Genomic DNA, 16043 nt, shown 5'->3' with positions numbered 1-16043 from the left:
AAAATGGAAAATATTTTAATAAAGATTAAAAATTTAGAAAAATCATACGGAAAAACACAGATATTAAAAAAAATTAATCTTAATATTTACAAAAATGAGACAGTGGCAATACTAGGTGCTAATGGTGCTGGTAAAACAACTTTAATTGAAATTATTTGCAAAACTAAAAAAGCTACTAGTGGTTCTGTTGAATATTTTTTTGATAAAGGTGGAGTAAAAGAAAATATAGGGGTTCAATTTCAAGAAGGTGTTTGGCCTGCAGGTGTGACACCTAAAGATATTTTAAAATTTTTCCAAGGTATTTATAATGTCAGTGATGAAAGAATTGAAAAATTAGAAGAGGTTTTTGAATTAAAAGATTTCATAAAAAGACCTTTAGCGAAAATATCTGGTGGTCAAAAGCAACGTTTTAATGCTTTATTAGCAGTTGTACATAATCCTAATTTAATTTTATTAGATGAAGTAACTACTGGTTTAGATATTCAACTTCAATATAAAATACTAAATTACATAAAAAAAGAAATATGTGACGGGAAACATACTTTATTGTTAGTTTCACATGGTCCAGAAGAAATTGAAAAATTAGTTGATAGAATTTTAATAATTGACGAAGGAAAAATTTTTATAGATATAAAAACTAAAGATGTAATTTCTAAATATAAAAGTGTTAGAAATATGTTAGATAAATTTTTTGCAAAAGAATTAGAAGGAAATGTTGTTTAAAATGTTTAGAACAAGAAAAAAAACTCAACCTGACCAAATTCTTTTTAAAAAAAAATTACATAATATTTTTTCTTTTTTTCCTATTTTTTGGTCTAATTTTATTAAATCTTTTCAAGCTTTATTTTTCGGTTTTATTTTCCCTACATTTTTATTTATAATAATTTCACTTATAAATTTAATTGATACTTCATATTTATGAATAATTATAATGTTACCTCCGGTCACTTTGGGAATAATGTCTTTAGGAAATACAATAACAGAATGGAAAAGTTCGGTTTTTTTAAAAAGAATTGATGCAACTCCTATAAGTAAAACAGAATTTCTTTTTTCTTTAATTTTGTTTTACACATTAATTTCATTTATGGGTATTGTTTGATTGATGATAGTAGGTGTGATTTATGATGCCGCATCAGGTATGGAGACCTTTTCTTCTAGTTTTAATTTCGGTTGATTCTTATTGGCTTGTTTAGAAGTTTCTTTCTTATCAATTTCGATCGGAGTTTTTATAGGTGGGGTTGCCCAAAGTGAAGGTTCTGCGCAAGGGATAGGAATGGCGATATATTTTCCATGTATTTTATTTTCTGGAATACTGTTCCCAGCTAGTTTATTAGATAAAGTCGATGCTTTAAGATATATTTCTTATATTCTACCTACTAAATATGGTGTTTTTGTCAATCAATATGCTTGAACAGGAACTTTTAATTTAGATAACAGTTTTACTGAATTTAGTCAAAATTGAATTGCTCCTGTAATAGCTTTTTTATGGATAATTATATTTAATGTAATTAATAAATTTACTTTTAAATTAACATCAGTAAAAAGATAGGTGAATCAAAATGAAAAAAATTTTAACAAGGCAAGATAAAGAATTAAAATTGAATACTACAAAAAATCTAATTAAATTAATAATCAAAAGTTATTTGTCATCTTTTAAATATATTTTCTTTGGTTTTTTCCAGCCTCTAATACTTTCCAGTGTTTTTTTCTTTGTTTTTAAATTAGCATTAGACAGACCTGCTGAAGAAATCGTTCCAGGTTATCTCTTATTAGGACCAATAACAACAGGTTTGATGTCTTTTTCCTTAGTTTTAAGTGATTGGAAAAATTCAATTTTATTAAAAAGAATTGATGTGATGCCGATAGGTAAATCTACCTTTTTCTATATTTTTATTTCTTATTTCTTCTTAATTTCTATTCTTTCCTTTTTTTGAATGTTATTATGGATGACTATTTTTGTACTAATTGCTGACAGCAGCGAAATTTCAATGTATTCTAATTTAAATTGAGGTTATTTATTTTTAGCAGTTATACAATTAATTTTAATCTCTAATGCTATTGCTTTATTCTGTGTGGGAATCACAAGAGGTCAAACAAATACACAAGGTGTTGTTATGTTATTCTTTTTTGTTGGTGCTTTTTTATCAGGGATTATGATTCCTTCTGTTTTGTTAGATAGTAATGATGGATTAAAATACATAAGTTATACAATGCCATTTAAATATCCTGAGGCACTTTCTTATTACGCTTGGAATGGTGGATTTAATAGTGAATTCCCTGATGATAGCACATGAATCCCGGTAGTAGCAGGGTTTGCTTACTTTTCATTATTTATCAGTTTAACTTTAAAAACATTTAAGTGAAATTAATATTTTGTTTGAAAAATAAAATATTAATTGTTATTATTTTATAAGTATTATTTAATGTTTAAATGTGGTAGATTAACAATCGTTTGGACCACAGCGAGCAAAGGAGAAAACTCGTGGCTAAAAAAATAACTAGAATAGCAAAACTAGAATTCCTTGCAGGAACTGCTAAACCGGGTCCTGAATTGGCATCATTAGGTATTAATATGCCTCAATTTTGTATTAAATTTAATGATCAAACAAAAGACAGAAAAGGCGATATAGTCCCAGTTGTTATAACAGCATATGAAGATAAATCATGTGACTTCGTTTTAAAAACAACACCTGCTGCAATAATGTTAAAAAGAGCGGCGAACATTGAAAAGGGCTCAGCTAATTCAAAAATAAATAAAGTAGCTAATATTTCAATTGATGATTTGAAAAAAATTGCTGAATATAAATTACCAGATTTAAGTGCACATGATGTTGATGCTGCTATGAAAATAATTGCAGGAACTGCAAAAAATATGGGAATTACAATCGATGGTTTTGACCCTAAAAAGGGGATTATTAAATAATGAAAAAATTAACTAAAAAACGTAAAGAATTAATAAATTTAATCGATACAAAAAAATTATACCCATTAGATGAAGCAATTGACTTAATAAAAAAAACAGCAGTAACTAAATTTGATTCGACAGTAGAAATTGCATTTAATTTAAATGTTGATACTCGTCATGCAGACCAACAAATTAGGGGAGCGATAGTTTTACCAGCAGGGACAGGTAAAACTAGAAAAATTTTAGTTTTAACAAAAACTAAAGAAAAAGAAGCAAGAGAAGCAGGAGCAGATTTTGTAGGTTCAACAGATTTAATTGAAAAAATTAAAAAAGAAAACTGATTTGATTTTGACATTATAGTTGCGACACCAGACATAATGGGTGATTTAGGTAAAATTGGTATAATTTTAGGTCCGAAAAAATTGATGCCAAATCCAAAAACAGGAACTGTAACAGTTGATGTTGAAAAAGCGATTAATGAAATAAAAAAAGGTAAAGTTGAATATAAAACAGATAAACAAGGTAATGTACATACAATACTTGGTAAAGTTTCTTTTGATCAAAAATTGTTAAAAGAAAATTACAATGCTATATTCAATATTATCAAAAAAGCTAAACCGGCCGCAGCAAAAGGTGTGTACATTAAAAATGTTTCATTATCTACAACAATGGGTCCGGGTATAAAAATAAAATTTGAAAATTAATAAAATAAATACATGTTTTTATACATGTATTTATTTTATTAATAATGTTAATTAATATGGAAAGATATTTAATATGCAATTAAAAGATTTTTTTACAAAAAAAATGAAAGATAATGAAATTGTTGAATTTAAAAGTTTTATAAAACTTAACAGAGGTAATAAAAAAATTGTTTTTTTAATAGTAAATGATGGTTCGATTTTTTTGGATTGTCAAGTTGTTTTAAAAGTTGAAAAAATACATAATTTAGATGAAGTAAAAAATTTGAAAAAAAATAGTGTTGTTAAAATTATTGGAAAAATAAAAATGACACCAGAAAAACCGCAACCTTTTGAAATAGAAGCAGAAACAATAGAAATTTTGAAAGAATGCTTAAGTGACTCACCACTACAAAAAAAAGACCAAACAATGGAATTTTTAAGAAAAAATGCTCATATAAGATCTGAAACTAAAATAATGAACGCAATTTTTAGAATTCGTTCAGCTTCAGCTTTTGCAATACATAAATATTTTAATGAAAATAATTATTTATATTTAAACACACCCATCATAACTCAAAACGATGCCGAGGGTGCTGGTGAAACTTTTTTTGTAAATACTGAAGATTCAAAAGGTAATTTAACAACAGATTTCTTTGATTCTAAAGCAACTCTAACTGTTTCAGGTCAACTACATGCAGAACCTTTTGCCCAAACTTTAAATAAGGTTTATACATTTGGCCCTACATTTCGTGCTGAAAATTCAAATACAACAAAACATATGGCTGAATTTTGAATGGTAGAACCTGAAATATCTTTTTTTGATATTAAAGACATTTTAATTATGTCAGAAGAATTTTTAAAATATGTTATAAATTATTTATTGAAAAACAATGTTTTTGAATTAGAATATTTAGACAATAAAAACCAAGGTTTGTTAAATAAGTTAAAAAAAATAGTTTCAGAAAAATTTAAAGTTATAACATACAAATCAGCACTTGAAGAATTAAAAAATGCTCATAAAAAAGGTGCAAATTTTGAATTTAGTAATTTTGAATTTGGAATAGATTTACAATCTGAACATGAGAAGTTCTTAACAGAGGAAATATTTAAAAAACCTGTTTTTGTGATTGATTTTCCAAAGAAAATTAAATCATTTTATATGAAACAAAATGATGATAACCAAACGGTTAGCGCATTTGATTTGCTGGTTCCCGGAATCGGGGAATTAATAGGTGGAAGTCAAAGAGAAGATGATTTTGATAAAATTTTTAATAGATGTAAGGAATTGAAAATTTCTACAAAAGAATTAGAGTGATATTTAAATTTAAGAAAAAATGGTTATTATATGTCATCAGGTTTTGGATTAGGTTTTGAAAGATTGATAATGTTTGTTACAAATACAAACAACATTAAGGATGTAATTCCCTACCCAAGATATAGTAAAAATTTACAATTTTAGTTGCATTTTAATTTAAAATGTCTTATTATATAGTTATATTTTTCTTTTTAGCAAAAACTTTATTATATATCTTTAGTTGATAATAAAGGAGGTTGCTTATTTTACTCATTGATTTCGATCCAAAATGTTATAAATGTGTTAGTGAATTTGACAGAAGTAAACATGTATATTCTGCCGCAGCTTTATTATTTAAAAAAATTAAAAAACAATTGTTTATTACAAATATCGAAAGCAAAAAAGTTTATTTATGTAAAAAACATATTAGCAATTAATTTTAATATTATCAATAAAACATTACACTTTTTAGTATAATGTTTTATTGACTTTATATTTTTATATATATATATTTAATACTGAGTTTAAAAATGTCGGAGGATTTGTTATACATGGAAGTCAAAACTAAATTATTTGGAAATTATTCAAAAAGATTAGATTATACGAAGGTTTCAGGTGATTTAGATTTACCTAATTTAATCGAAATTCAAACGGAAAAGTTTGATTGGTTAATAAAAGAGGGTATTAATGAGGTATTAAATGAAATTTTTCCTATTCTTGGACAAGAAGGAAACGTAACACTTTCTTTAGATAAATGATGAATTAATGATTTTAAAAAAGATAAATTTGAGTCTCGTGAAGAATCAAAAACTTATGAAAAAACTATAAACGCAGAATTATCATTAACTTATTTTTCTGATAATAATTTAATTCCTTTTGAATCTGAAAAAAAAGTTTCAGAATTATATCTAATAAAAAAATGGATCAAAGCTAAGGCTGAAGCAGATTTTAAATTTGAATTAAAAAAAACAGTCGGAGACACTTTCTTTTTTGATGTTAAAGTTATAGGGGATGAAACTTTAACTATTGAGGCTGAAATTACAGATAGAGATAAAATTGGTTTATATGTTTCATTTAATATAAATCGTTCTGGTGTTGTGTTTTTTGGTGAATTACCTTGAATGACCGATAAAGGTACTTTTATTATTAATGGTTCTGAAAAAATTGTTGTTTCTCAATTAGTTAGATCTCCAGGTGCTTATTACAAAATTGAATTTAATCCAAAAAATGGGGCAAGTATTTATAAAACAGATTTAATTCCGTCAAGAGGGACTTGATTAGAATTTGAAAGTGATATTTTAAAAAGCGCTAAAAAAATAAATTCTAATGAATCACAAAATATTTTTCACGTTAAAATTGATAAATCAAGAAAAGTTTCTGTTACAACTTTGATGTTAGCATTGGGTATTTCTAAAAATAATCTTTTAGAAATTTTTGATAATCATAAAGCCTTATTAAACACTTATGAATTAGATAGTTTACTAGATATAGATGAAAAAGACCAAGATAATGCGGCGCAAGACATTTATAAAAAAATCAGGTTAGGAGAAGTTTCAACACCTGAAGGTTCAAAAAGATATTTATATAATATTTTATTTGATAAAAGAAAATATGATTTAACTAAAGCTGGTCGTTTTAAATTATTACAAAAATTATTATTAGAAAATAGACTAGTTGATAAAGTTTTAGCTGAGGACCTAAAAGATGCTGAAGGTAAAGTTTTATTCAAAAAAGAAACTTTAATTAAAAGAGAAGATATTAAAAAATTAAAAGAACATTTCAAAAATGGAGCATCTTTAGAAGAAGTTTCTTTTAATAGTTTAATTCCGGGTTCAAAAAAAATTCAAAGAATTAAAGTCTATAAAGATAATGAGCAAAGAAAAGAAACGATGGTTTTAGTGGGGATAGACCCTAATTCTAATGAAGAACACATTACAGTGCCAGATATCATTGCTGTTTTTTCTTATTTACTAAATTTAACAGAAGGTTTGGGACAAGTTGATGATATTGATCATTTAGGTAATAGACGTGTAAGAACAGTTGGTGAATTACTACAAAATCAATTCCGCATTGGATTGCTACGTATTGAAAAAAATGCTAAAGAGAAAATGTCTACAATTAACATGTTCAAAATTAAGCCCTCAAACATTTTTAATAATAAGCCCTTGACTGCTGTAATTGGTGAATTTTTTAATTTATCTCAATTGTCACAATTTATGGATCAAACAAACCCATTATCAGAACTTACAAATAAAAGAAGACTTACTGCTTTAGGACCTGGTGGTTTATCTAGAGATCGTGCTGGATTAGAAGTTCGAGACGTCCATTATTCACATTACGGGAGAATTTGTCCTATTGAAACTCCTGAGGGACCAAACATTGGTTTAATCAATAATTTATCAACTTATGCAAAAGTTAATCCCTTTGGTTTTATTGAAACACCTTATAGAAAAGTAGAAAAAGGGATAATTTTAAATGAATCTGAATATTTAACAGCTAATGATGAGCAAAAATTTGTCGTTGCACAAGCTAATATTCAATTAGATGATAAAAATAAAATAATAGATAAAGATGTTATTGCTCGTTTTCAAGGTGAGAACGTTTTAGTGCCAAGTTCAGAGGTTGATTACGTTGATGTATCTCCGAAACAAATCGTTTCAGTTGCCACAAGTTGTATACCATTTTTAGAAAATGATGATGCCAACCGTGCTTTGATGGGAGCTAACATGCAACGTCAAGCTGTTCCGCTATTAAAACCACAAGCACCTTATGTTGGAACTGGAATTGAACATATTGCTGCTCGTGATTCAGGTTTAGCGGCCATTGCAAAAGTTTCTGGTGTTATTGATTATGTTGATGCTAAGAAAATCATTATTAAAGACTCAAGTAATAAATTACATGAATACAGATTAGATAATTTTGTTAGATCGAATCAAGGTACTTCTTTAACACATACTGTTCTTGTGAAAAAAGGTCAAAAAGTAACAAAAGGTCAAATTTTAGCTGATGGACCAAGTATGGAAAATGGGGAGTTAGCTTTAGGCCAAAATTTACTTGTCGCATTTACGACATGAAATGGCTACAACTATGAAGATGCTATCATTATTTCTGAACGATTAGTTTCTGATGACATATTTACATCTATTCATATTGAAGAATTTTCAATTCAATGTGTGAAAACTAAACAAGGTTCTGAAGAAATAACTAGAGAAATTCCGAATGTTTCTGATAATTCTCGTAAGTTTTTAGATGAAGACGGATTGGTAATGGTGGGTACTGAAGTCCAACCTGGTGACATTCTTGTAGGTAAAGTAACACCAAAAGGTCAATCTCAACAATCACCTGAAGATAAATTGTTACATGCAATTTTTGGTGAAAAATTCCAAAACGTAAAAGATAATTCATTAATTGTTCCAAATGGTATTAAAGGGACTGTCCAAGCTGTTAAACGTTTCAGTTCTGAAAACTATGATTTGCCAAAAGATGTTAAAGAAATAATAAAAGTTTACATTGTTCAAAAACGTAAAATTAAACAAGGTGATAAGATCGCTGGACGCCATGGGAATAAAGGTGTTATTTCAATTGTTTTACCAGTTGAAGATATGCCCTTCACAAAAGATGGTACTCCTATTGATGTTATGCTTAATCCTTTGGGTGTACCAAGTAGGATGAACATTGGTCAAATTCTTGAATTACATTTAGGGATGGCTGCTAAAACATTAAATTTAAAAGTTGCAACACCAGTTTTTGACGGTATGAATAATGAAGAATTAATTGAAATTATGGAAAAAGCAAAATTAGACAATTTTGGAAAACAAATTTTAATTGACGGTCAAACTGGTGAAGAATTTCATAACCCAATAGCTGTTGGTGTTATGTATATGTTGAAATTGTCTCATATGGTCGATGATAAGCTACATGCTAGAAATGTTGGACCATATTCATTAATTACTCAACAACCATTAGGTGGTAAAGCTCAAAATGGTGGTCAAAGATTTGGTGAAATGGAAGTTTGAGCATTAGAGGCACATGGCGCTGCGTATACATTGCGTGAAATGCTTACAATTAAATCTGATGATATAAAAGGTCGTAAAAATACTTATCGCTCTATTGTAAAAAATATGAAAATACCAGAACCATCAACTCCAGAATCATTCAATGTTTTAATTAAAGAAATTAATGGTTTAGGTTTCAGTATGCAAATGTTTGATGAAAAAGGTAATGTGCAAAAATTTGATAATAATTACAATGACTTTGAAGAAGAATTCGAACCTGAATTAGAAGAAAAAAATAATAAAAAAGACAATAGTTTAATAACAAATAAAGAATTAGACGAATGAGCTGCAGAACTTGGTTTTGCTAGCAATGACAAATAAAAGGACGGCACAATATGGAAAATAAAAGTAAAACTAACAACAGTAAAATTAAAATTAACTTTGCTAGTCCTGATGAGATTATTTCTTGGTGTGCTGGTAAATATAAAGAAGTTACAGAACCTGAGACAATTAATTATAAAACTCTAAAACCAGAAAAAAATGGTTTATTTGATGAAAGAATTTTTGGACCCACTAAAAACTATGAATGTTCTTGTGGTCGTTATAAAAAAGTAATCAATAAAGGTAAAATTTGTGAAAAATGTGGTGTTGAAATTACAGAAGCAATTGTTCGACGTCAAAGAATGGGTTATATCGCTTTAAATGAACCAGTCGCTCATATTTGAATGTTTAAAGCATCGCCATCAAAAATTGCTTTAGTTTTAAATATGAAGGCTAAGGAATTGGATGAAGTTATTTATTTTGTTTCATATGTTGTTTTAAACCCTGGGCATGCCATAGGATTAAAAGAGGCTATGGTTTTAGATTTAGGAAATGCTAAAACCTCACAGGCTACTAGAATAAAATTAATTAAAATTTTAAAATCTATTTTAAAAGATTTAAAAGAAGATACTTTCGCACATCAAAGAGCCACAGAAATGATCGATGAATTAATGGATACTTCTCTACCATTTTCTATGGATGAATGTGCAGATTTAATCAAAAAATACACTGGCGCAGAATTTGGTATAGGTGCTGCAGCTATTGAAATTTTATTGAAGAATTTAGATTTTAAAAAGGAAATTAACAAAATTCAAGAAACATTAGTTAGCAAAAAAGTAGGAACTGATTATGCTAAGTCAATTAAAAGGTTAGAAACTCTTGTCGCCTTCCATAATTCTAGCGCTAAACCTGAATGAATGATTTTAAAAAATATTCCTGTTATACCACCCGATATTAGACCGATAATTCAGTTAGATGGTGGGCGTTTTACTTCAAGTGAAATTAATGATTTATATCGTCGTATTATAATTAGAAACAAAAGACTTAAAAAAATTAAAGAAATGGGTGCGCCTAGTGTAATTGTTAACAATGAAAAACGTATGTTACAAGAATCGGTAGATGCATTAATTGATAATGAAAGAAAGCCAAGACCAGTTACCGGTAAAGATAAAAGAGCTTTAAAATCATTAACAAGTATTTTAAAAGGAAAACAAGGACGTTTCCGTCAAAATTTACTTGGTAAACGTGTTGATTATTCAGGTAGAAGTGTTATTGTTATTGGTCCACATTTAAAAATGTACCAATGTGGTTTACCAAGAGATATGGCTGTGGTTTTATTTAAACCCTTTATTATTCAACATTTAGTTAAAAATGAATTAGCGGCTAATATTAAAGTTGCTGAAATAATGATTGAAAATAAAGAAGAACCAATCTGAGACGCACTAGAACAAGTGATTAAAACAAGACCAGTATTATTGAATCGTGCTCCGACACTACATAGATTAGGTATTCAAGCATTTGAACCTGTTTTGGTTAAAGGAAAGGCCATTCATTTACATCCGCTTGTAACTACAGCGTTTAATGCGGACTTCGATGGTGACCAAATGGCCGTGCACTTACCAATTTCTCCTGAAGCTGTGGCTGAAGCAAGATTGTTGATGTTAGGTAGTCGTTCAATTTTAGGTCCAAAAGATGGATTACCTATTGTAACTCCTGGACAAGATTTAGTGTTGGGTAATTACTACTTAACTCAAGAAGAAAAAAATTTAAACGGTCAAGGCCATTTATTTAAAGATGCCAATGAAGCTATTTTAGCTTACGAAACACAAAAAATTTCATTAAATGCATTAATAGGTGTACCGGTTTATTCTTTAAAAAATAAAACTTTTAAAGAAGAAGAACAAAATAAAATTTTAGTAACAACTGTAGGTAAACTTATTTTTAATGGCATTTTTAATGAAACGTTCCCTTATTTAAATGAACCTTCAATTGAAAACTTATATGAATTATCTTCAAAAAATATGATTAATTTTGGTGATGATATAAATCAATATATCAATAATAAGTGAAGTTTAAATCAACCATTTAAAAAGAAAACTTTGTCTAACATTATTGATAAATATTTTAAAATGTATCGTTCTGATAAAACAGCTGAAATGCTTGATAACATGAAAAATTTAGGATTTAAATTTTCAGGATTATCAGGTGTTACAATTTCAGCAGGAGATGTTAGACCTTTTACAGAGAAAAAAATATTATTTGAAGAAGCTGATAAAAAAATTAAACAAATTCATCGTTTTTATGAACTAGGTTTTCAAACTCGTGAGGAAAAGAAACAAGCGGTATGTAAGGTTTGGAATGAAGTTAAAAATAAGGTTTCTGAACAAATTGAAGTCAATATGAAACTGGATCCAAAAAATCCAATATTTATGATGGCAGATTCAGGGGCTCGTGGTAATATTTCTAACTTTACACAACTGGTTGGTATGAGAGGGTTGATGAACAACCCTAAAGGAGAAACAATTGAATTGCCAATTAAATCTTCTTTCCGTGAAGGACTAACAGTATCAGAATTTTTTAATTCAACCCATGGTGCCCGTAAAGGTATGGCTGATGTTGCGTTAAAAACTGCAGATTCAGGATATTTAACAAGAAGATTGGTTGACGTTTCTCAAGACGTTATTGTTACTGAAAAAAAATGTAATTCTAAAAAAGGATTTGTAGTATCTGATATTGTTGATGATGAGCATAAAAATATCATCGTTCCATTATTCGATCGTATTAAAGGGCGTTTTAATCTTTATGATATTAAATTAAAAAATAAAGTAGTTCCTGCTGAAACTTTAATCAATGATGAATTAGCTCAAGAAATTATAGATAATAAAATTGATAAAATTGTTATTAGAACAGTTTTAACTTGTGAATCAAATCGTGGTGTGTGTCAACATTGTTACGGAAAAGATTTAGCAACAAGTGAATTGGTAAAAATAGGTGAAGCTGTAGGGATTATCGCAGCACAATCTATTGGTGAACCAGGTACTCAATTGACAATGCGTACATTCCATACCGGTGGTGTAGCAGGTGGTGTAGATATTACACAAGGTCTTCCAAGAATTAAGGAATTATTAGATGTTACAACACCCAAAGGATTGGTAGCAATTATTTCTGAAATTAATGGTAAAATAGAGAAGATAAAAGAAGAGAATGGATTTTACACAATTTATGTTAAATCACCTCATGATGAAAGAAAATATAAAACTCAATTTAACGCTCCAGTAATTGTAAAAAAAGGTGATACTGTTGTTCCAGGACAAAGATTAACTGATGGGTCAATTGATATTAAAGAGTTATTAGAAGTAGCTAATGTTGAAGAAGTTCAAAATTATATTTTAAAAGAAGTTCAAACAGTTTATCGTTTACAAGGTATTGGAATTTCAGATAAATATATTGAAATTATAATCCGTCAAATGTTGAAAAAAGTTAAAATTGTTGATGCTGGTGGAACTAATTTATTATGTGGTGAAGTTATTTCTATTAAACAATATAAAGAAATCACAAAAGAAGCCATTATGAACTTCAAAAAACCACCTCTTGTTAAAAGAACAATTTTTGGTATTAAAAAAGCTCCATTGGAATCTGAATCATTCTTATCAGCTGCATCATTCCAAGATACAACAAGAGTTTTGGTGAAAGCTATTATCAAAGGTAAAGAAGATAATTTGGTTGGTCTTAAAGAAAACACTATCCTAGGAAGGTTAATCCCGGCAGGAACAGGTCTTGAATCACCTGAAAAATTATTGAAACAAGCTGAGGATGTCAAAAATTACGAATATTAATTTTTAAAAAAAAACGATTTAAAATCGTTTTTTTATTTTATTATTTTTATTATTGATTATGTAATAAAAATGTTGTATACTCTACAAGTATTTACCATTTTTATTGATACACTGGTAAAAGTTGTTAATAAAAATAGAACTTTTATACGAAAGGAATTAGCATGGCACAGGTTACGAACCCTAAGAAAATAAAAATAAAACTAAAAGGTTATGATCATAAAATTATTGATAAATCAGTATTAAAAATAATTGAAACTGTTCAAGCGACAGGTGCGAAAATAAGAGGACCAATTCCTTTACCAACAAATAAAGAAATTTTTACTATATTAAGAGCTACTCATAAATATAAAGACTCAAGAGAACAATTTGAGATTAGAACTCATAAAAGACTATTAGAAATCTTAAACCCTTCTGCTAAAACTGTGGATAGTTTAACAAGAGTTCAATTACCAAGTGGTGTTGATGTAGAGATAAAATTATAATTATTAAATTTATTTTAGGAGGAAAATATGAAAGGAATATTAGGTAGAAAAATTGGTATGTCCCAGTTATTTACTGAAGAAGGTATTTTAATACCTGTAACTTTTATTGAAGCAACACCAAATATTGTTGTTCAAGTTAAAAATAAAGAAAAAGATGGTTATAACGCTTTAAAATTAGGTTTTGAGGAAAAAAGAAAAGAATTAGTTAATAAACCAGATGCAGGACAATTCAAAAAATCAAAAACAACATCTAAAAGGTTCATGAAAGAATTTAAAAATATGACAGGATATGAACTTGGTGCGAAAGTTGATGTAAGTATTTTTGAAGCTGGTGATTTTATAGATGCAGCAGCTATTTCAAAAGGTAAAGGTTTCGCTGGTTCTATTAAAAGACATAATTATTCAAGAGGACCAATGGCACATGGTTCTGGTTATCATAGAGGTGTAGGTTCAATGGGGCCTATTGCTCCAAACAGAATTATGAAATCTAAATTGATGCCCGGTCATATGGGGAATGTGAGAAAAACAATTCAAAATTTAGAAGTTGTTCATGTTGATATTAAAAATAATATTCTTATCATAAAAGGTGCTGTCCCTGGTCCTAAAAAACAATTGATCGAAATTAAAAATGCTGTTAAAAAAACTAAAAATCCAATTCCTAAGAAAATTTTAAATTTTTCTAAAGTAACTGTTGAATCACCTTCGGAAAATGCAGAACAAAACGCATCAAATTAGAAAGTAGGCAAAAAAATGAAAATTGAAGTTTTGGATATTAAAGGAAAAAAAATAAAAGATATTGATTTAAAAGAATCGATATGAGGTATCAAACCACATCAACAAGCTATTTTTGATGCAATTATTACACAGCGTGCTAATTCTAGACAAGGTACACATAAAGTTAAGAATAGATCAGAAGTTTCTGGTGGTGGTCGTAAACCTTGGAAACAAAAAGGAACTGGTCGTGCAAGACAAGGTTCAATTAGGTCTCCTCAATGAAAAGGCGGAGGAGTTGTATTCGGACCAAATACTGAAACCAATTACAAAAAACATGTTAATAAAAAAATTCGTAATTTAGCATTGCGTTCTGTTCTTTCTTATAAAAATGAAAAACAAACAATTAAAATAATTGAAGATTTTAATTTAGAAAAACCATCAACAAAAGAAATTGTAAATGTATTTGCAAATTTAAAGGTTGATAATAAAATTTTAGTTGTTACTGAACTAAAAAATAATAATTTAGAAAAATCTATCAATAACATTCAAAAAGTGAGTACTTTACAGTCAAATAACATTAATCCATTTGATTTACTAAATGCACAAAATATTTTAATAACACTTTCTGCAGTTAAAGCTATAGAGGAGGCACTTTCATAATGCATATAACTAATGTTTTAAAAAAACCAATTCTTACTGAAAAATCATACCGCGGTATTTCTGATGGAGTTTACACTTTTGAAGTAGACAAAAGAGCTCATAAAACTCAAATTAAAGAAGCTTTTGAAAAAATATTTGAGGTGAAAGTAGCGAAAATTAATATTCAAAATTATAGTGCAAAATCTAAAAGAATGGGAAAATACGAAGGTAAAACTTCCGCTGTTAAAAAAGCTTTAATCAAATTAAAACCAGGTGAAAAATTAGATTTATTTAATGAAGATAATTAATTTATTAAAAGGAGATAAACATGCCGATAAAAAAATACAATCCAACAACAAATGGTCGTCGAAACATGACGACATTAGATTATTCAGTTTTAACTAAAGTTAAACCAGAAAAATCATTGTTGGAAAATTTAAATAAACATGCTGGTAGAAATAATCGAGGTGTTATAACTACCCGTCATAAAGGCGGAGGTCATAAGACTCTTTATAGAAAAATTGATTTTAAAAGAATAAAAGATGACATCATTGGAACTGTAGCATCTATCGAATATGATCCAAATCGTAATGCTTTTATTTCTTTAATAAACTATGCAGATGGTCAAAAATCATACATTCTAAACCCTAAAGGTTTAGAACCAGGTATGAAAATTATGAGTGGTCAAAAAGTTGATATTAAAGTTGGTAACTCAATGCCATTGGAATCAATTCCAGAAGGAACAACTATCCATAATATTGAAATGAATCCTGGTGCTGGTGGTAAAATTGCTAGAAGTGCTGGAACATCTGCTCAATTAATTGCCAAGGATGAAAACGGAAAATATGCAACAATCCGTTTAGGTTCAGGTGAAGTTAGAAAAATTTTAATTAAATGTAGAGCAACTATTGGTGTTGTCAGCAACGAAGATTATGCCTTAGTAAACTGAGGTAAAGCTGGTAGAAATCGTTGAAAAGGGATAAGACCAACTGTTAGAGGTTCTGTAATGAACCCGATCGATCACCCACACGGTGGTGGTGAAGGTAAAGCCCCAATAGGTCGTAGTTCCCCAATGACACCTTGAGGTAAAAAAGCTATGGGTGTAAAAACAAGAAATAAGAAAAAACATTCTTCAAAATTAATTATCAGAAGATCAAAATAATAATTTGAAACA

13 protein-coding genes are annotated in these 16043 nt (G+C 28.4%); all 13 read left to right on the top strand.

All coding sequences use genetic code 4. The features are described 5' to 3' along the window. The first annotated feature begins 3 nt into the window (after nt 1-3). The 13 genes from AAHM77_RS02595 (at nt 4) to rplB (ending at nt 16031) form a co-directional block, all read left to right on the top strand. The gene (locus tag AAHM77_RS02595) at nt 4-723 is read left to right on the top strand and encodes an ABC transporter ATP-binding protein (RefSeq protein WP_342252573.1); all 720 of its coding nucleotides are present in this window, start codon (nt 4-6) and stop codon (nt 721-723) included. Beyond that, nucleotides 713-1549, top strand: coding sequence for an ABC transporter permease (locus AAHM77_RS02590; RefSeq protein WP_342252572.1), 837 nt, complete (start codon nt 713-715; stop codon nt 1547-1549). Before AAHM77_RS02595 ends, AAHM77_RS02590 begins: the two co-directional genes overlap by 11 nt. Before the next feature lie 10 nt (nt 1550-1559). After that, nucleotides 1560-2369 (top strand): hypothetical protein, encoded by an 810-nt coding sequence (locus tag AAHM77_RS02585; protein WP_342252571.1) that lies wholly within the window; start codon nt 1560-1562, stop codon nt 2367-2369. Nucleotides 2370-2482: 113 nt separating this feature from the next. Then, nucleotides 2483-2923 carry a 50S ribosomal protein L11 gene (gene rplK, locus AAHM77_RS02580; protein ID WP_342252570.1) on the top strand — a complete coding sequence of 147 codons (441 nt, stop codon included), beginning with the start codon at nt 2483-2485 and terminating at the stop codon, nt 2921-2923. Continuing rightward, nucleotides 2923-3609, top strand: coding sequence for a 50S ribosomal protein L1 (gene rplA / locus AAHM77_RS02575; protein WP_342252569.1), 687 nt, complete (start codon nt 2923-2925; stop codon nt 3607-3609). The genes rplK and rplA overlap by 1 nt, the downstream gene beginning before the upstream one ends. 73 nt (nt 3610-3682) lie before the next feature. Further along, nucleotides 3683-5047, top strand: a complete 1365-nt coding sequence (gene asnS, locus AAHM77_RS02570) for an asparagine--tRNA ligase (protein ID WP_342252568.1) — start codon at nt 3683-3685, stop codon at nt 5045-5047. Nucleotides 5048-5433: 386 nt separating this feature from the next. Further along, nucleotides 5434-9258, top strand: coding sequence for a DNA-directed RNA polymerase subunit beta (rpoB, locus tag AAHM77_RS02565; protein ID WP_342252567.1), 3825 nt, complete (start codon nt 5434-5436; stop codon nt 9256-9258). 14 nt (nt 9259-9272) lie between these two features. After that, a complete protein-coding gene (rpoC, locus tag AAHM77_RS02560) occupies nt 9273-13034 on the top strand; it encodes a DNA-directed RNA polymerase subunit beta' (protein WP_342252566.1) in 3762 nt (1253 codons plus the stop codon). 161 nt (nt 13035-13195) lie between these two features. Further along, nucleotides 13196-13516, top strand: coding sequence for a 30S ribosomal protein S10 (rpsJ, locus tag AAHM77_RS02555; RefSeq protein ID WP_342252565.1), 321 nt, complete (start codon nt 13196-13198; stop codon nt 13514-13516). Nucleotides 13517-13543: 27 nt separating this feature from the next. Then, nucleotides 13544-14251 carry a 50S ribosomal protein L3 gene (gene rplC / locus AAHM77_RS02550; RefSeq protein WP_342252564.1) on the top strand — a complete coding sequence of 236 codons (708 nt, stop codon included), beginning with the start codon at nt 13544-13546 and terminating at the stop codon, nt 14249-14251. Between the two features lie 15 nt (nt 14252-14266). After that, nucleotides 14267-14890, top strand: coding sequence for a 50S ribosomal protein L4 (gene rplD, locus AAHM77_RS02545; protein WP_342252563.1), 624 nt, complete (start codon nt 14267-14269; stop codon nt 14888-14890). Further along, the gene (gene rplW / locus AAHM77_RS02540) at nt 14890-15177 is read left to right on the top strand and encodes a 50S ribosomal protein L23 (RefSeq protein ID WP_342252562.1); all 288 of its coding nucleotides are present in this window, start codon (nt 14890-14892) and stop codon (nt 15175-15177) included. Before rplD ends, rplW begins: the two co-directional genes overlap by 1 nt. A 20-nt stretch (nt 15178-15197) precedes the next feature. Then, entirely contained in the window at nt 15198-16031 is an 834-nt protein-coding gene (gene rplB, locus AAHM77_RS02535) for a 50S ribosomal protein L2 (protein ID WP_342252561.1), read from the top strand. Nucleotides 16032-16043 lie beyond the last annotated feature (12 nt).

Source organism: Spiroplasma endosymbiont of Amphibalanus improvisus, assembly GCF_964030645.1.
In the GTDB taxonomy this organism is placed as follows: domain Bacteria; phylum Bacillota_I; class Bacilli_A; order Mycoplasmatales; family Mycoplasmataceae; genus CAXIPX01.
The sequence above is the reverse complement of the archived record's forward strand: the minus strand, read 5'-3'. Positions and strand labels throughout refer to the sequence as shown.